This is a genomic window from Pseudoduganella chitinolytica, assembly GCF_029028125.1.
Taxonomy (GTDB): domain Bacteria; phylum Pseudomonadota; class Gammaproteobacteria; order Burkholderiales; family Burkholderiaceae_D; genus Rugamonas; species Rugamonas chitinolytica.
Genome location: NZ_CP119083.1, coordinates 3,497,881 through 3,515,453, shown reverse-complemented (window position 1 = coordinate 3,515,453; position 17,573 = coordinate 3,497,881). Strand labels below are relative to the sequence as shown.

The following is a 17,573-nucleotide window of genomic DNA, read 5'->3' as shown; positions in this document are numbered from 1 at the left end:
CCAGCTTATGTGCTCGGCTTATCTGCTCGGCTTATCTGCTCGAATTACGCGGTCGGATACTCCACCATCGCGCGTGCCAGCGCGGCGCCCACGCGGGCATTGTTCTTCACCAGCGCGATATTGGTGGCCAGGCTGCGGCCCTGCGTCAGCGTCTTGATGCGCGCCAGCAGGAACGGCGTGACCTTCTTGCCCGTCACGCCGTTCTGCGCCGCTTCCTGCAAGGCCTGCACGGTGATTGCGTCGATCTCCTCCTTCGGCATGGCATCCGCTGCCGGCACCGGATTGCTGACCACGACGCCGCCCTGCAGGCCCAGGCGCCACTTGGTCTGGATGAACGCGGCCTGCTCGGCCGGCGTGTCGAGCTGGAAGTCGGCATTGAAGCCGCTTTCGCGCGTGAAGAAGGCGGGGAAGCCGGGCTGGCCCACGCTGACGACCGGCACGCCTTTCGTCTCGAGGTATTCCAGCGTCAGGCCGATGTCGAGGATCGACTTGACGCCCGCGCAGACGACGGCGACATTGGTCTGCGCCAGCTCCTGCAGGTCGGCCGAGATGTCGAAGCTCGTCTCGGCGCCGCGGTGTACGCCGCCGATGCCGCCGGTGACGAACACGGGGATGCCGGCCAGCTGGGCGCAGATCATCGTCGCGGCAACCGTGGTGGCGCCCAGCTTGTTCTGCGACAGCACGTAGGCCAGGTCGCGCCGGCTGACCTTCATTGCTTCGGGCGACTGGCCGAGGAGCTCCAGCTGCTCGTCCGTCAGGCCCACGCAGATCTTGCCGCCGATGACGGCGATGGTCGCGGGGACGGCGCCGCCGTCACGGATGATCTGCTCGACTTCGCGTGCGGTCTGCACGTTCTGCGGGTAGGGCATGCCGTGCGAGATGATCGTCGATTCGAGGGCGACGACGGGTTTGCCGGCAGCGCGCGCCGCGGCCACTTCGGGCGAAAAGGAGAGGAACGGTTGCATGGTCTGTCAATCCTGTACTGGGGAGAGGGCCGCGCTGAACAGGTCCGGAGTCAGCGCGGGCGAAACGGTGTGCGGGCTTTGCACGGTGAGGGCGGCGGCATGCAGGCCGCGCGTGCAGGCCGCGGTCAGGTCGCCGTCGCCTTCGGCCAGCGACCAGCAGACGGCGGCCGCAAAGGCGTCACCCGCGCCCGTGACGTCGACGACGTTGGGGACTTCCTGCGCTGGCAGCCAGCGCAGGTCGCCCGGTACGGTGTGGTACACGCCGGCGGCGCCGCACGTGACGACGATGTCCTGCGCGCCTTCGGCCTGCAAAGTGCGGCAGGCCTCGCGCACATGCGCCTCGGTCGGCAGCGGCCGGCCGGCGCGTGCTTCCAGTTCGCCGCGGTTGAGGATCAGGAGACGCAGGCCGCGCAGGTCGCGCGGCAGCCGCGCCATCTTCGGCTGCGAGACGGCGACGATGACGAGCCGGGCGGCGTCGCGCTGCATGCCACCCCGTTGGGCATCGCCAAGCAGCAGCGCGACGCTGGCTTCAGGCAGGTTCAGGTCCGCCACGACCAGCGACGCGGCGCTGCGCTGCGGCTGGCGGCCGGCCAGGAAGGCGGGCGTCAGATAGTCGTACAATGCCATGTCGGCCAGCGCGACGACCATTTCGCCGGCGCCGTCCAGCACGGCCGTGTACGTGCCCGTGGCGCAGCCGGGCAGTTTCAGGGAACCCGTCATGTCGATGCCCGCACCTTCCGCATGGGCGCGCAGCGCCTGGCCGGCGGCATCGTCGCCCAGCGCCGTCAGCAGCGCGCACGAGCTGCCCAGCCGGGCCAGGTTTTCGGCGATGTTGCGGGCCACGCCGCCATAGGCTTCCTCGGCGCTGGCGGGGTTCGACGTGCCCATCCGCAGCGCGCCCAGGGTGCGCAGCTTGCGGTCCAGGTTGGCGGCACCGATGCACAGCACGGCGCGGGCGGCCGGCAGCACGTAGGCGCGGCCCAGCAGGCGGCGCTCGCGGATCAGGCTGGCGACGTGGCCGGCCACGGCCGAGCGCGACAGGCCGAGCTGGTCCGCCATCTGCTGCTGGGAGATGAACGGGTTGGACCGGATCAGCTGGAACAGCTGTTCTTTCTTGGGGAGGTCGCTCACGGGGGCCTTCTGGCAAACTACGGGTCAGACTACAGGTCGAACTACAGTACAAGCAACGGTTCCAACAACTGTCCGTCATCGTAAACAACTGTTGACCTCGTGTCAAACGGCCGCGCTCCGTTATAATAGTCGACTATTTATATATCCTGCATATAAATGGCAAAGAAAAATGGTATTTGCCATACATATCAGGGATGATGCATAGTGTCGCCTTGTCACGGGTGCCACCGAACAAAGATCGCTCAGTACAAGGATCGCTCAGTACAAGGATCGCTCAGTACAAGGATCGCTCAGTACAAGGATCGCTCAGTTCGAATGGCGCCACTGCATCGTCACCGACCAGATTCCGACATTTCGAGGACCCCATGTTGAACAATTCCCCCTTCCAGGCAGCCGCCATCGTCCGCTCGCGCATGCCGGCGAACTTCCAGCCGCGCTGCGCACTGATCCTGGGCTCCGGCCTCGGCGTGCTGGCCGAGCAAATGACGGACGCGGTGTCCATCGGCTTCGACGAGCTGCCCGGCTTCCCGATCAGCACCGTGCACGGCCACGCGGGCCAGATGGTCCTGGGCACGCTGTCCGGTGTGCAGGTCGTGTGCCTGAAGGGGCGCGGTCACTTCTACGAGGGCTACGGCCTGGGCGTGATGACGAGCGCCGTGCGCACCCTCAAGCTGCTCGGCTGCGAATTCGTCTTCGTCACCAATGCCGCCGGCTCGCTGCGTCCGGAAGTGGACGCCGGCTCGCTGGTGGCACTGAACGACCATATCAACTTCCTGCCCGGCACGCCGATGATCGGCCCGAACGACGAACGCTTCGGCCCGCGTTTCTTCAGCATGGCCAACGCGTATGACGCCGACCTGCGCAAGCTGCTGCAGGACACCGCCGCCGCCCAGGACATCACGCTGCACGAAGGCGTCTACATCGCCTACGCCGGCCCGAACTTCGAAACGCCGGCCGAGATCCGTGCGTTCGGCCGCCTGGGCGCCGACGTCGTCGGCATGTCCGTCGTGCCGGAAGTCGTGCCGGCGCGCCACTGCGGCCTGAAGGTCGTGGGCGTGTCCGTCATCACCAACCTGGCCGAGGGCCTGTCGCCGTTCCCGCTGTCGCACGAGCAGACCTTGAAGTACGCCGCCATCGGCGCGGAGAGCCTGGTGAAGCTGATCCAGGCGTTCATGGCGAACATCGCCAAGACGCCTGCAGCACAGGCTTAAGCAAGGGTTCAACGGGCGGCTGCGGCCGCCCTTCATTTTTATACGGGACACATCATGTCACGCGCATTCATCCTCCTGCTCGATTCCTTCGGCCTCGGCGCCACGCCGGATGCCGACAAATACGGCGATGCCGCCGCCAACACCTTCGGCAGCATTGCCGCCTGGGCCGCCCGCGAGGGCAAGCCGATGCAGCTGCCGAACCTGGAAAAGCTGGGCCTCGCCGCCGCCGCGCATACCGCGACCGGCCAGTGGGCCGCAGGCTTCGACGTCCGCGACGGTTTTACTGGCGCCTACGGTGTCGCACGCGAGCAGTCGACCGGCAAGGACACGCAGAGCGGCCACTGGGAAATCGCCGGCGTGCCCGTGCTGTTCGACTGGGGCTACTTCCCGAAGACGGTACCGTCGTTCCCGCAGGAGCTGACGGACCAGTTGCAGGAACTGGGCAAGCTGCCCGGTTTCCTGGGCAACTGCCACGCTTCCGGCACGACGATCATCAACGAGCTGGGCGACCAGCACGTCGCCACCGGCAAGCCGATCCTGTACACGTCGGCCGACTCCGTGCTGCAGATCGCCGCGCACGAAGAACACTTCGGCCTGGAGCGCCTGTACGAGATCTGCGAGATCGCCTACGAGCTGGTCAAGCCGTACAACATCGGCCGCGTCATCGCCCGCCCGTTCACGGGCGCCAACGGCAACTACAAGCGCACGGCAAACCGTCACGACTACGCGGTGCCGCCGCCGGCACCGACCTTGCTGGACCACGTCAAGGACGCGGGCGGCGAAGTCATCGCGCTGGGCAAGATCAGCGACATCTACGCCGCCAAGGGCGTCTCGCGCGTGGTGAAAGGCCCGGACAACATGGCGCTGTTCGACGCGTTGCTGAAGGTGCAGGACGAGGCGGGCGACAAGTCGCTGACGTTCGTGAACTTCGTCGACTTCGACATGCTGTTCGGCCACCGCCGCGACGTGCAGGGTTACTCCCAGGCGCTGCACGAGCTGGATGCGCGCCTGCCGGAATTCATCGCCAAGCTGAAGGACGGCGACATGGTCGTCATCACGGCCGACCATGGCTGCGACCCCACGTCGCCCGGCTCGGACCACACCCGCGAGCACATTCCGATGATCTTCTTCGGCCCGGCCGTCGCGCCGCGCCAGCTGGGCATCTCGGAGACGTTCTCCGACATCGGCCAGACGCTGGCCCATCACCTGGGCGTGAAACCTCTTTCCAACGGAACCAACCTGTTATGAGCATCCCCGCGAACTTCAAGCGCAACGAGGCCACTGGCCTCGACCTGGGCTGGCTGAACCACATCCACGTCAACAAGGCAGCGGCCGACCGCCGCGCCGCGTCGCTGGCGAACCGCCGCACGGTCAAGAAGGAATACCAGGCCGCCTGGCTGGTGAAGGCCATCGAGCTGATCGACCTGACGACGCTGTCGGGCGACGATACTCCGGGCCGCGTGGAGCGCCTGTGCATGAAGGCCATGCGCCCGCTGCGCACGGACCTGGTGGAAGCCTTGGGCCTGCAGGACCGTAACCTGATGACGGGCGCCGTGTGCGTCTACCATGAGATGATCCGCCACGCGGACAAGGTGCTGAAGGGCCGCCTGCCCATCGCCGCCGTGTCGACCGGCTTCCCGGCCGGCCTGACGAGCATGGAGACGAAGGTGCGCGAGATCGAACTGTCGGTGGCCGACGGGGCGCAGGAGATCGACATCGTCATCACGCGCCAGCACGTCCTGACGGGCAACTGGCAGGCGCTGTACGACGAGATGGTGGCTTACCGCCAGGCGTGCGGTGAAGCGCACGTCAAGGCGATCCTGGCGACGGGCGACCTGGTCACCCTGGAAAACGTGGCCAAGGCGTCGTGGGTCTGCATGATGGCCGGCGCGGACTTCATCAAGACCTCCACCGGCAAGGAAGGCGTCAACGCGACGATTCCCGTGTCGCTGACGATGGTGCGGGCGATCCGCGAATACCACGAGCGCACCGGCTTCCAGGTCGGCTACAAGCCGGCCGGCGGGGTCTCCACCGCCAAGGCCGCGCTGCAGTACATGACCGTCATGAAGGAAGAGCTGGGCAACGAATGGCTGGAACCGCACCTGTTCCGCATCGGCGCTTCCAGCCTGCTGACCGACATCGAGCGCCAGCTGGAGCACTACGTGACCGGCAACTACTCCGCCGCCCACCGCCACGCGCAACCTTAAAGATCACGCCATGCCAACTATCACTGAAATCTTGAATACCATGGAATACGGCCCCGCTCCCGAGAGCCAGAAAGAAGCGCAAGCGTGGCTGGACCAGCGCGGCCGCAAGTTCGGCCTGTTCATCGACAATGCATGGACGGAAGCGGGCGAGACGTTCGCCTCGACCAACCCGGCCGACGGCAAGGAACTGGCGCAGCTGACGCAAGCCACTGCTGAAGACGTGGATCGCGCCGTGCAGGCCGCGCGCCGCGCGCAGCCGGCTTGGGCCGCGCTGGGCGGTCCCGCTCGCGCCCGCATCATGTACGCGATCGCGCGCCTGATGCAGAAGCATGCGCGCCTGTTCGCCGTGCTGGAGACGCTGGACAACGGCAAGACGATCCGCGAAACGCGCGACGCCGACCTGCCGCTGGTGGCCCGTCACTTCTACCACCACGCCGGCTGGGCGCAACTGCTGGACGAAGAGTTCCCGGGCCACCGCGCCGTGGGCGTCGTCGGCCAGATCGTCCCATGGAATTTTCCTCTTCTGATGCTGGCGTGGAAGATCGCGCCGGCGCTGGCCGCCGGTAACACGATCGTGTTCAAGCCGGCCGAGTTCACGCCGCTGACCGCGCTGCTGTTCGCCGAGATCTGCGTGCAGGCCGGCGTGCCGGCCGGTGTCGTCAACATCGTCACGGGCGACGGCCGCACGGGCGAAGCCATCGTCAAGCACGAAGGGATCGACAAGCTGGCGTTCACAGGCTCCACCGAAGTGGGCCGCCTGATCCGCGAAGCCACCGCCGGCAGCGGCAAGAAGCTGTCGCTGGAACTGGGCGGCAAGTCGCCGTACATCGTGTTCGAGGACGCGGACATCGATGCGGCCGTCGAAGGCCTGGTCGATTCGATCTGGTTCAACCAGGGGCAGGTCTGCTGCGCCGGCTCGCGCCTCCTGGTGCAGGAATCCGTCGAGGAGCGCTTCCTGAAAAAGCTGAAGGCGCGCATGGACAACCTGCGCCTCGGTTCGCCGCTCGACAAATCGATGGACATCGGCGCACTGGTCGATCCGATCCAGCGCCAGCGCATCCACGGCCTGGTGGAAGCGGCACGCGCGGAAGGCTGCGAGATCTACCAGCCGTCCGCCTGCGAGATCCCGGCCGAAGGCTCGTGGTTCCCGCCGACCCTGATCACGGGCGCGTCGACGTCGGCCGCCGTGGCGCAGGCCGAGATCTTCGGCCCCGTGCTGGTGGCGATGAGCTTCCGCACCCCGGCCGAAGCGGTACAACTGGCCAACAACACGGTGTACGGCCTGGCCGCGTGCGTGTGGAGCGAGAACATCAGCCTGGCGCTGGACGTGGCGCCGCAGATCAAGGCCGGCGTCGTGTGGATCAACACCGCGAACCAGTTCGACGCCGCGTGCGGCTTCGGCGGCTACAAGGAATCGGGCTACGGCCGTGAAGGCGGCCGCGAAGGCATGTTCGAGTATCTGGTACCGGTCAGCGAAGACGCGCGTCCGGCCCTGCCGGCGGTGGCGAAGTCCGCTGCCGCGAAGCCGGCCGCCGCGTCGAGCGACCCGTTCGCCATCGACCGTACCGCCAAGCTGTACATCGGCGGCAAGCAGGCCCGCCCGGACGGCGCCTACAGCCGCGCGATCCATGGCGCGGACGGCACGTTCCTCGGCGAGATCGGCGAAGGCAACCGCAAGGACATCCGCAACGCCGTCGAAGCGGCGCACAAGGCCACCGGCTGGACGAAAGCCACGGCGCACAACCGCGCGCAAGTGCTGTACTACATCGCCGAGAACCTGGCCGCGCGCGGCCAGGAATTCGCCGACCGCATCGCCGCGCAGACCGGCAGCAAGACGGCCGAAAAAGAAGTGCAGGCATCGATCGAGCGCCTGTTCTACTGGGCCGCGTGGGCCGACAAGTACGACGGCGCCGCGCACCAGCCGCCGATGCACGGCATCACGGTGGCGCTGAACGAGGCGATCGGCGTGATCGGCATCGTCTGCCCGAACGAGAATCCGCTGCTGGGCTTTATCTCGCTGGTGGCACCGGCGATCGCCGTGGGCAACCGCGTCGTCGTCGTGCCGTCGGAAGCGCATCCGCTGACGGCCACCGACCTGTACCAGGTGTTCGACACGTCGGACCTGCCGGGCGGCGTCGTCAACATCGTCACGGGCAGTGCCGACGAGCTGGCGCGCACGCTGGCGTCGCACAGCGACATCGACGCGCTCTGGCGCCACGACGGCTCGGCCGCCGGCTGCGCCGAAGTGGAGAAGCTGTCGGCCGGTTCGCTCAAGCGTACCTGGACGGGCGGCGCCAAGGGCCGCGACTGGTTCAGCACGCAGCAGGCCGCAGGCCGGACGGTGCTGGCGCATGCGACGCAGGTGAAGAACATCTGGATTCCTTACGGCGTTTGAGTTGGCGGTTGATCCGCTGGGGTCTGTCCCCGGTAGGTGGTAGCTGTAGAGACTATCGTTAGCTTATCGAGGGGACTGACCCCGGTGTTTGCTCGGCGTCCCGCGATCAAAACCGGGGTCAGTCCCCTGACGAAGCCGCTGGCAAGCGCTGGAGCCGACACTTACCGGGGACAGACCCCTGACCAGGTTTTAAGAAAGAAAATATCATGTACCTCCCCAAGAAATCATCCGCAAGAAGCGTGACGGCGGCGTCCTCTCCGCCGAGGAAATCCGCTTCTTCGTGCGCGGCATCACGAGCGGCGACACCACCGAAGGCCAGATCGCCGCGCTGGCGATGGCCGTCTTCTTCAACGACATGACGATGGACGAGCGCGTTGCGTTCACCCTCGCCATGCGCGACTCCGGCGACGTGCTGGAATGGAAATCGCTGAACCTGCCCGGTCCCGTCATGGACAAGCACTCCACCGGCGGCGTCGGCGACGTCGTCTCGCTGCTGTTGGGCCCCATGATCGCCGCCTGCGGCGGCTTCGTGCCGATGATCTCCGGCCGTGGCCTGGGCCACACCGGCGGCACGCTGGACAAGTTCGACTCGATCCCGGGCTACTGCACGGTGCCGGACAATGAACTGTTCCGCAAGGTCGTCAAGGATGTCGGCGTCGCCATCATCGGCCAGACCGCATCGCTGGCGCCTTCCGACAAGAAGTTCTACAGCATCCGCGACGTCACCGCGACCGTGGAATCGGTGGCGATGATCACCGGCTCCATCCTGTCGAAGAAGCTGTCGGCAGGCCTGGACGTGCTGGCGATGGACGTCAAGGTGGGCAGCGGCGCGTTCATGCCGACCTACGACAAGTCCGTCGAACTGGCCGAGTCCATCGTCAAGGTGGGCAATGGCGCCGGCATGATGACGTCCGCGCTGCTGACGGACATGAACGAATCGCTGGCCCCGGCCGCCGGCAACGCCGTCGAAGTGCGCTGCGCGATCGACTACCTGACGGGCAAGTCGCGTCCGGCCCGCCTGCACGAAGTGACGATGGCGCTGTGCGCCGAGATGCTCGTGCTGGGCAAGCTGGCCGCCAACGAAACCGAAGCGCGCGCCAAGCTGCAGGCATCGCTGGACTCGGGCGCCGCGGCGGAACGCTTTGCGAAGATGGTGACGGCGCTGGGCGGCCCGGCTGACCTGCTGGAAAACATGGACCAGCACCTGGAGCAGGCGCCGGTCATCGTCGAAGTGCCGGCACTCCACTCGGGCTATGCCACGGCAACGAACTGCCGCGGCCTGGGCCTGGCCGTGGTCAGCCTGGGCGGCGGTCGCCGTCGCCCGCAGGATGCGATCGACTTCGCCGTCGGCCTGACCAACCTGGCGGAGCTGGGCCAGAAGGTCGATGCGGGCCAGCCGCTGGCCATCGTGCACGCGCGTAGCGAGGAAGCGGCCAAGCAGGCCGTGGCCGAGGTGCAGGCGGCGTACACGATCGCCGACGCGGCGCCTGCCGCGAATCCGATCGTCTACCGCACGATCCGTCCATGAGAAAAACGGTGACAGTCACCCTTTTCCAGTAAATAGGTGACTGTCACCGATTAACGAGCCTACGATGAACACCCAACAACTGATCGAAGAAGCCAAGGCCGCGCGCCTGAAGGCCTACACGCCGTACTCCAACTTCAAGGTGGGCGCGGCGCTGCTGTGCAACGACGGCAAGGTCTTCCATGGCTGTAACGTGGAAAACGCGGCGTATGGCCTGTGCAACTGCGCCGAGCGTACCGCGTTCTTTTCCGCCTTCGCGCACGGCTACAAACAGGGCGACTTCGCCAGGCTGGCCGTGGTTGGCGAGACCGATGGTCCCATCGCGCCGTGCGGCGCCTGCCGCCAGGTCATCCTGGAGCTGGGCGGCAACGAGCTGCCCGTCGTGCTGACGAACCTGCACGGCGACGTGTTCGAGACCACGGCGGCCGCGCAGCTGCCGAATGCGTTCGGCGGCCAGGACCTGAAGAAAAAATAAGCATGAAAAAAGCCATCGACGTGCAGGCGGCCGTCGCCATCGCGTCGCTGGAAGCCATCGCTGCCAAGACGCAAGGCACGTTCGGGGTGGGCGGCGTCATGCTGGACAGCTTCGGCACCGTGCTGCAGGCTGTCCACAACAACGTCATCCGCCACGGCCTGATCTACGATCCCACGGCCCATGGCGAGCGCCAGCTGGTCGACTGGTACTACGCCGAGGTGGGCAAGGGCAGGGCGCTGCCGCCGCCGCACGAGATCACCGTCGTCACGTCGCTCGATCCCTGCTGCATGTGCGCCGGCGCGCTGCTGGCCGGCGGCTTCAACGTGGTGGTGGCGGCCAACGACCGCAATGCGGGCGTGAATTACCAGGGCGACGCGACGTTCTCCGCGCTGCCAACCCCGTTGCGCGCCCAGGCGCAGGCCAGCTTTGCCTATCCCGCCGTGCTGGGGGCATCCTCGTATGCACGCCCGCCACGGGGCGCGACGCCACCGCCTTTCTTCATCGGCAAGACCATCGCGGAACCCACGCAGGCCTTGTGCTCGCTGGTGTTCGAGGCGACGACCGACAGCGTCGTGGGCCTGTTCAATGTCGATCCGCCCCGGGCCAGCCTGGCCGACCCGGCCACACTGCCGGCCGACCATCCGGTCGTGCGGGCGTTGAAGCGCGCCTGTCCCGATGCGCTGACGTACCGCTGCACGCCCCGGCAGCCGGATGCGGGACTGGCGCCCTACCTCGAACATGCGATCAAGCGCGACCGCACCCACGGTGGCGCCGGCGACGCGGTCGTGCTGCTCGATGGGTTCGGCAACCTGCTGCTGTGCTGCCACGGCCGGCGCGACAAGTCCGCCATCCGTACCGCGTTCATGGAATGCACCCGGGCCTATGCCCAGCTGCGCTACAAGCTGATGCACGGTGCCGATCCTGCCATGCAGGAGGAAGTGCGGCGCTACCTGGGCCACCCGAAAGACGGCACGTTCGTGTTTGCCCGCGCGCCCGACGAGAGCGCGGCCAGCTTCATGGACCTGGGCGCCTATGGCTCGACGCTGGAGGGCCCGTTGCCGGCCACCGAAGCGGCGCAGCTGCAATACGTGCTGCCCGCCGACGAGGCCGCGCTGGCGCGGCTGTGCGCCGCCTTGCCACCCCTGTACCGCGACCTGATCGGCATCCGGCCGGCGCAGGTGCAGGATGCCGCGTTGACGGCGGCGTTGACGACGGCGCTCGCCCCGGCCTGAGCCGTCAGTGTGGCCGTTCGGCCTCGGCCCACGGATCGTAGGTGCCGATGCTCCACACGTGCCCTTCGGGGTCGCGGCAGGTGAAGCCGCGGCCGCCGTAGTCCTCGTCCTGCAGCGCCAGCACGATGGTGCCGCCGCCCTGCACGACCCGCTCATGCACCTGGTCCGCATCGTTGACGACAAGATAGGCGCTTTGCGTGACGAACGTGCCGATCTCCACGGGCTGCTTCAGCAGGCGGCCATACTCGCTGTCGACGACCGATGCCAGCATGATCATGCCGTTGCCATACGTGAGCTGGGCGTGCGCCACGGTATCGTCCTCGTTGCGGATCACCAGCGCAGCCTCGAAACCCAGCGTGTTGCAAAGCCAGTCGATGGCGGCCGGGGCATCGCGGTAACGCAGGCAGGGCATGATGGTGGCGCGCGTGTGCTTCGGTATCGTCGTCATCTGCTTCTCCTTGTTCTGGCCAGGGCCCGCAAGGGGCGGAATCACCAATATAGACCAGCACCCCAGGCGGGGCAAGCGAAGTCAGGCGCGCGAAAAACAACGGGGCCGTGCTACATCTGCTGGAACAGATGGGTATTGCCGCGGCTGACCTCGAGCTCCTCGCCCGACTGTTTGACGCGCACCATCTGGCGGCCGCGCAGGTCGCGCGTGACTTCCGCGATGGCGTCCACGCGCACGAGCGTGGAGCGGTGGATGCGCCAGAACTCGTCCGGGTCCAATTCGTCGGCCAGCTCCTTGAGCGTCTTGCGGATCAGCACCTCGCCCTGCGCCGTCTGCACCCGCGTGTACTTTTCGTCGGCGCGGAAGAACAGGATCTCGCGCGTGCTGATCATGCGCAGGCTGCTGCCCACTTGCGCCTGGATCCAGTGCAGGTAGGTGCGCGGTGGCTGTGCCGGCTGCGCACCTTGCGCCAGCAGGCGGCCCAGCTGCTGCGCGATGTCGTCCGGGGCGCGGCCCACCCGTTGCTTCAGGCGCGCGCAGGTGGTCTTCAGCCGCTCGCCGCCCACGGGTTTCAGCAGGTAGTCCAGCGCGCCCTGCTCGAACGCTTCGATGGCGTACTGGTCGTAGGCCGTCACGAACACGACGTGGCAGCGGTTGAACAGCATGCGCGCCGCCTCGATCCCGGACAGGCCCGGCATGCGGATGTCGAGGAACACGATGTCGGGCCGATGCTGTCCGGCCAGCGCGATGGCCTCGATGCCATTGGCCGCCTCGGCGACGATGGTCAGTTCCGGCCAGCAGTCGTGCAGGCGCTTCCTCAGCATGTCGCGCATCGGTTCCTCGTCGTCGGCGATCAGGGCCGTCGGTGCCTGGCTGCTCATGGTTCCCTCTTGGTGAAGATGTCGGGGGCGAACGGCACGCGGATGCAGGCGCGGCAACCGCCTTCGGGCGGCGCCTCGATCAGCAGCCCGGCGCGGCTGCCGTACAGCAGCGCCAGGCGCTCGCGGATATTGGTCAGGCCCACGCCATCGGCGGCGTAGCGCGAGAAGCCGACGCCATCGTCCTGCACCTCGACCTGCATCACGGCGTCGTCCACGTGCGCGCGGATGTCGATGCGGCCGCCCTCGATCTTCGGCTCCAGGCCGTGCTTGATGGCGTTCTCGATCAGCGTCTGCAGCATCATCGGCGGGAATGCGGCGCTTTCCAGCTCGGGCGGGATGTCGAACGACACGGCGAGCCTTTGCTTCATCCGCGCCTGCATGATGGCGAGATAGGAGCGCGACAGCACGACCTGCCGGCCCAAGGTGCCGCCGCCGCGCGCCCGCATCTGCGGCAGCGTGGAACGCAGGTAGTCGATCAGGTGTTCGTGGATGCGCGCGGCCTGGGGCGGATCGGTCTCGATCAGCTGGCCGATCAGCGCCAGGGTATTGAACAGGAAGTGCGGCTCGACCTGCGCCTGCAGCGCGGCCATCTGCGCCTCCACGACGCGCCGTTCCATGCTCTCCACGCCTGCATGGGCCGCGGCGGTGCGCGCCTCGATCTCGGCCTTGCGCTTGCCGCCGGCCAGCACTTTCAAGCCGCACGAGATCAGGATGAATGCGAAAGCCTGCTTCGGCAGGATGACCGGCGTGCAGGCCAGCAGCACGGCCAGCACCCACGTGACGACCAGCTGGCGGAACGGCACCTGCGCCAGCCAGTCGAAGAACTGCCACCACAGCGCGCTGGCGGTTTCGCCCAGTTCGCGCAGGAAGCCGATGGCACCCGCGCGGCCGGCGGCCAGTCTCATTGCGCGCCGCCGTGCATGGTGTCCTGCGGCTCCGCCATGCGGTGTCGATGGACGTGCTGCCCGCCGAACGCGCCGATGACGAGCTTGGCCAGCAGGAAGATCACGAACAACGTCAGCGCCAGCGGCAGGACCGTCAGCAGCAGCGCCAGCATCACGCACAACGCCAGCAGCGACTGCCACGACATGCGGCCCAGCCGGCGCATGCCGTGGCGCACCACGCTGACGACGAAGTCGCTGGCCTCGCGCAGGGTTTCGGCAAAGGTCTTGTTGATGGTTTTCATGTCGGTTGGCTCCAGTAGGGTGGCGATGGCTGGACTTTAGCTGCCGCCCGGCCCACCCGGAAGCGGCATCCGACGAATCGTGATTTTCACGGGTTGACCTGCATGGCGCGGGGATGAATGGAACGCCCGCGTCAACCGCCGCGCCGCCGGTCGTGCCACTCGTGCCGCAGCAGGCCGTAGTAGTTGCTGTCGCAGACCTCGCCGTTGACGAACCAGCGCTCGCGCAGCCGGCCCTCGTGCCGGAAGCCCAGCCGTTCCAGCAGCCGGGACGATGCCTCGTTGCGGGGATCGACGTCGGCCTCGATCCGGTGCATGTGCAGCGCGTCGAACGCATGGTCGAGCAGCGCCGGCATGGCTTCCTGCATCAGGCCCTTGCCCCAGTGCGGGCGGGCCAGCATGTAGCCGATCTCGCAGCGGCGATTGGCCGCATCGAACTTGCGCAGCGTGATGACGCCCGCAATGCTGCCGTCCACTTCCAGCCCCAGCCGCAGCAGCGACCCGCTGGCGTAACCGGCCAGGCTTTCCTCGACCATCGCCTCCGCGGGCGCCGTGCTGGTCCAGGCCGACGAGCTCCAGTAGCGCATGGCTTCGACGTCCGCGAAGATGCGGTACAGCGCGGACGCATCGGCGTGGTCCAGGAAGCGCAGGCGCAGGCGCGCGCAGGGCAAGGTAAAGGGTTCGAAGCACGTCATCTGTTCCTCTCGGTTGTTGTGGTGAATCCATCGACTGTCGGTAGTAATTCTGAAAACTATGATACCCTTTGAGTAATATCAATTGCTAAAAGTCATTTCATGTCCCGCTTGCTTCTTGCGCTTTTCGCCATGATTGCCACCACCGCTGTCACCGCCGCGCCGCTGACGGCCACCCAGGTACTGAACCAGCTGAACGTCGTGTCACTGAACGCCATCGACTCGACGTCGCACGTGGACGGCCGCACCTGGGCCGGCGGCAGCGTCAATGGGGGCGACTACGGCCAGCACTTGGCGCAGGCGCCCGCGTCGGCCTATGCCGGCTTGAGCGCGGGCGGCTCTGCCAGCAACCTGCACGTCAACGGCGGCGGTGCCGTCGTCAACGGTTCGCTGTCGAATGCGATGATCAACAGCGGCAGTGCCGTCGTCAAGGGCGGCGCCACCGGCACCAACTTCAACGGCCCCGCCTACGTGGCCGGCGCCGCGGCCTGGAACAACTACAACGGCGGCCTGGTGACGACGCCGACCGCAGCGATGCAGGCCGCCGACAGCGCCGCATCCTCGACCGACTTCAGGCAGGTGCTGACGAACCTGGCGACGTCGCTGAACGGCCTGTCGGACACCGGCGGCAAGGTGACCGTCAGCGGCAACAAGGCCGTCTTCGATGCCAAGGCCGGCGCCGACGGCGTCGCGGTGTTCGATCTCGAAACGATCGACGAGGGCTTGTTCAGCCTGGGCGAGTTCGAGTTTCACCTGAACGGCGCCAGCACCGTGGTCTTCAACACCGACGTCAAGACCGCGTCCATCGGCGCCAACTTCCTGGGCGGCTCGGCGCAGGTCATCGGCGCCAAGGCGGTCTGGAACTTCTACAACGCCACCAGCCTGACCTTGGGCAGCCAGTTCGGCGGCGCCGTGCTGGCGACCGGCGCGACGCTGACGAACTGGCAGAACATCGAAGGCGGCGTGTATGTCGACAACCTCGTGCAGCGCGGCGAGATCCACCTGCAGCCGTTCACCGGCACCCTCGGCACCGTTTCCCCCGTGCCGGAACCGGCCACCGTCACGCTGCTGCTGGGTGGCCTGGCGGTGCTGGTGGCACGCCGCCGGCGCGCCTGATCAGGGCACGGCCACGGCCGCCAGCACCATCCGCGCGATGGTCTGCTCGGCCTCGTCGTAGTCCTTCTTCGCCAGGCGCCGGTCCAGCACCAGCGCCATCTGCGGCGCGAAGTCGGCATACGACTGCGTCATCGCCCAGATCGCGAACAGCAGGTGCGTGGCGTTGACGGGGGCGATGCGCCCGGCCGCGATCCACCCCTCGAACACCTCGATATCGCGCCGCAGCACCGGTACCACGCGCGCGCGGATCTGCTCCCCATACAGCTTGGCCCCGCCGATGACCTCCAGCGCGTACACCCGCGAGGCATGCGGCTGCTCGCGCGAGAACCTCAGCTTGGCCTGGATATAGGCGCGCAGCACGTCGGCCGGCGCGCCATCGTCGGCCAGGTGCGCCATGCGCTCCAGCCACTCGTCCAGCACGTCGTCCAGCACGCGCCGGTACAGCGCCTGCTTGGTGGGGAAGTAGTACATCAGGTTCTGCTTGGACAGCCCGGCGCGCTCGGCGATGGTGGCGATGGACGTGCCCTCGTAGCCGCATTCGGCGAACAGGCGCACGGCTTCGGCCACGATGTCCGCCTCCAGCCGGTCGCGGTTCTGCAGGCGCCGGGCGGCACTGGTGAAGCGGGGCTTATCCATGCGAACCCCGGATCGATTGCAGGAAGGTGCGCAATTGCGGCTGGTCGGTATAGGCCACGTTGAAGCGGAACCAGATCGTTTCGCTGGCGCGCAGCATGAAGAACTCGTTCGGTGCCAGCAGGATGCCGGCGCGCAGGGCCTGGTCGGCGATGACGCGGCCGTTGCAGGCAGGCGTCGGCGCGATGTCCCAGCCGGCGCTGACGAACATGCCGCCACGGGGCCGCGCCACCGGTGTCATGCCGGCCTCGCGCAATGCCTCCTCGCTGCGCGCGCGGCCCGCTTCGAGCTGCGCAACCAGCTTTTCCACCATGCGCCGGTATGGCCGCGCCGTGACGGCGTGGTGCACCGCGCGCTCGTTCACTTCCGACGTCGTCAGTCCCGTCAGCATCTTGACGCGCACCAGTTCCGGCAGCAGCGAGGCCGACGCGCAGATCGAACCCACCCGCAGCACCGGCGACAGCGTCTTGGAGAAGCTGCCCACCCGGATCACGCGGCGCAGGCCATCCAGCGCGGCCAGCGAGGCCTCGCCGCGCGCCGCCAGTTCGCGGTAGATGTCGTCCTCCACCAGCCAGAAGTCGAACTGCTCGGCCAGCGCCAGCAGCCGGTGCGCCTGCGCCGGCGACAGCGAGGTGCCGAGGGGATTCTGCAGCACCGTGTTGACGAACATGAGCTTGGGCTGCGCCAGGCGGGCCTGTTCGGCCAGCGCTTCCAGGTCCAGCCCGCGCTCGTCGCGCGCGATGCCGACGACGTTGCAGCCGTGGTGGCGGATCAGCGACAGCAGGTTGCTGTAGCCGGGGTCCTCGACGAACACCGTGTCGCCGGGGCGCGTCAGGGTGCGCAGGATCAGGTCGAACGCGTGGGTGGCGCCGTGCGTCAGCAGCACCTGGTCGGGATCGACGGGGAACAGCTCGTCCGACAGTGTCGTGGCCAGGTGCTGGCGCAGCGAAGGGAAGCCCAGCGGGTGCCCGTAGCCGCGCAGCCGGTTGGCCGGGATGCGCATGGCCTGGCGCACGGCGTCGAGGATCGTGTCCTCGCCGTACCACTCGGGCGGCAGCCAGCCGGCACCGACAGGCAGCGCGTCCGTGACACCCGTGTACAGCTCCGGCGTGAGGGCATCGACCGCTGCCGGTGCCGCCGTGAAGGGGAGCGGCGCCAGCACGGCGGGCAGGCCCTGGCGCGCGACAAAGTAGCCGGAGCCGCGGCGTGAACACAACAGTCCCAGGGTGACGAGGCGGTCGTAGGCTTCGACAACTGTAAAGGTACTGATGCCATTACACTTGGCGAACTGACGCACGGACGGCATCTTGGTGCCGATCCGCAGTTCCTTGCTGGACACCATTTCCGTGACGGCCGTGACGATCTTGTCGACCAGGCTGCCCTTCTTGGCCCCCTGCAGCGGCAGCACGGGCCACCCCGGGTGTTGCACTGCCGCGTAAGCACTTTGATCTGTCACCAGAGCATGATTTGCCATCGTTG

17 protein-coding genes are annotated in these 17,573 nt (G+C 67.3%); 8 read left to right on the top strand and 9 right to left on the bottom strand.

The window, feature by feature from the left end; genetic code table 11:
- Positions 1-44: 44 nt before the first annotated feature.
- Together PX653_RS15470 and PX653_RS15465 are read right to left on the bottom strand one after the other, a co-directional pair.
- Positions 45-965, bottom strand: coding sequence for a pseudouridine-5'-phosphate glycosidase (locus tag PX653_RS15470; RefSeq protein WP_277413663.1), 921 nt, complete (start codon positions 963-965; stop codon positions 45-47).
- A gap of 6 nt (positions 966-971) precedes the next feature.
- Complete coding sequence (locus tag PX653_RS15465; RefSeq protein WP_277413662.1) at positions 972-2,096, bottom strand: carbohydrate kinase; 1,125 nt, start codon at positions 2,094-2,096, stop codon at positions 972-974.
- Positions 2,097-2,461: 365 nt separating this feature from the next.
- Here PX653_RS15465 and xapA point away from each other — a divergent pair, with 365 nt between their 5' ends.
- From xapA to PX653_RS15430, 7 genes are all read left to right on the top strand, one after another.
- On the top strand, positions 2,462-3,307 hold the full coding sequence (gene xapA, locus PX653_RS15460; RefSeq protein WP_277413661.1) for a xanthosine phosphorylase: 846 nt from the start codon (positions 2,462-2,464) through the stop codon (positions 3,305-3,307).
- Between the two features lie 54 nt (positions 3,308-3,361).
- Positions 3,362-4,555, top strand: a complete 1,194-nt coding sequence (locus PX653_RS15455) for a phosphopentomutase (RefSeq protein ID WP_277413660.1) — start codon at positions 3,362-3,364, stop codon at positions 4,553-4,555.
- A complete protein-coding gene (deoC, locus tag PX653_RS15450) occupies positions 4,552-5,514 on the top strand; it encodes a deoxyribose-phosphate aldolase (protein WP_277413659.1) in 963 nt (320 codons plus the stop codon). The genes PX653_RS15455 and deoC overlap by 4 nt, the downstream gene beginning before the upstream one ends.
- Before the next feature lie 10 nt (positions 5,515-5,524).
- A complete protein-coding gene (locus tag PX653_RS15445; protein WP_371876338.1) occupies positions 5,525-7,909 on the top strand; it encodes an aldehyde dehydrogenase family protein in 2,385 nt (794 codons plus the stop codon).
- 223 nt (positions 7,910-8,132) lie between these two features.
- On the top strand, positions 8,133-9,437 hold the full coding sequence (gene deoA, locus PX653_RS15440; RefSeq protein WP_277418580.1) for a thymidine phosphorylase: 1,305 nt from the start codon (positions 8,133-8,135) through the stop codon (positions 9,435-9,437).
- Positions 9,438-9,501: 64 nt separating this feature from the next.
- Entirely contained in the window at positions 9,502-9,909 is a 408-nt protein-coding gene (locus PX653_RS15435; RefSeq protein WP_277413658.1) for a cytidine deaminase, read from the top strand.
- A 2-nt stretch (positions 9,910-9,911) separates the two neighbouring features.
- Complete coding sequence (locus tag PX653_RS15430) at positions 9,912-11,141, top strand: nucleoside deaminase (RefSeq protein ID WP_277413657.1); 1,230 nt, start codon at positions 9,912-9,914, stop codon at positions 11,139-11,141.
- 4 nt (positions 11,142-11,145) lie between these two features.
- Here the strand turns inward: PX653_RS15430 and PX653_RS15425 are convergent, their stop codons facing one another.
- From PX653_RS15425 to PX653_RS15405, 5 genes are all read right to left on the bottom strand, one after another.
- A complete protein-coding gene (locus tag PX653_RS15425) occupies positions 11,146-11,589 on the bottom strand; it encodes a VOC family protein (protein WP_277413656.1) in 444 nt (147 codons plus the stop codon).
- Positions 11,590-11,699: 110 nt separating this feature from the next.
- The gene (locus PX653_RS15420) at positions 11,700-12,470 is read right to left on the bottom strand and encodes a LytR/AlgR family response regulator transcription factor (RefSeq protein ID WP_277413655.1); all 771 of its coding nucleotides are present in this window, start codon (positions 12,468-12,470) and stop codon (positions 11,700-11,702) included.
- Complete coding sequence (locus tag PX653_RS15415; RefSeq protein WP_277413654.1) at positions 12,467-13,375, bottom strand: sensor histidine kinase; 909 nt, start codon at positions 13,373-13,375, stop codon at positions 12,467-12,469. The genes PX653_RS15420 and PX653_RS15415 overlap by 4 nt, the downstream gene beginning before the upstream one ends.
- Complete coding sequence (locus PX653_RS15410; RefSeq protein WP_277413653.1) at positions 13,372-13,656, bottom strand: hypothetical protein; 285 nt, start codon at positions 13,654-13,656, stop codon at positions 13,372-13,374. Before PX653_RS15410 ends, PX653_RS15415 begins: the two co-directional genes overlap by 4 nt.
- 131 nt (positions 13,657-13,787) lie before the next feature.
- Positions 13,788-14,348 carry a GNAT family N-acetyltransferase gene (locus PX653_RS15405; RefSeq protein WP_277413652.1) on the bottom strand — a complete coding sequence of 187 codons (561 nt, stop codon included), beginning with the start codon at positions 14,346-14,348 and terminating at the stop codon, positions 13,788-13,790.
- A 129-nt stretch (positions 14,349-14,477) separates the two neighbouring features.
- Here PX653_RS15405 and PX653_RS15400 point away from each other — a divergent pair, with 129 nt between their 5' ends.
- The gene (locus tag PX653_RS15400; RefSeq protein ID WP_277413651.1) at positions 14,478-15,461 is read left to right on the top strand and encodes a collagen-binding domain-containing protein; all 984 of its coding nucleotides are present in this window, start codon (positions 14,478-14,480) and stop codon (positions 15,459-15,461) included.
- Here PX653_RS15400 and PX653_RS15395 read toward each other — a convergent pair whose 3' ends face one another.
- Both PX653_RS15395 and PX653_RS15390 read right to left on the bottom strand, forming a co-directional pair.
- Positions 15,462-16,097, bottom strand: a complete 636-nt coding sequence (locus PX653_RS15395; protein ID WP_277413650.1) for a TetR/AcrR family transcriptional regulator — start codon at positions 16,095-16,097, stop codon at positions 15,462-15,464.
- Positions 16,090-17,568 (bottom strand): aminotransferase-like domain-containing protein, encoded by a 1,479-nt coding sequence (locus tag PX653_RS15390; RefSeq protein WP_277413649.1) that lies wholly within the window; start codon positions 17,566-17,568, stop codon positions 16,090-16,092. Before PX653_RS15390 ends, PX653_RS15395 begins: the two co-directional genes overlap by 8 nt.
- Positions 17,569-17,573 lie beyond the last annotated feature (5 nt).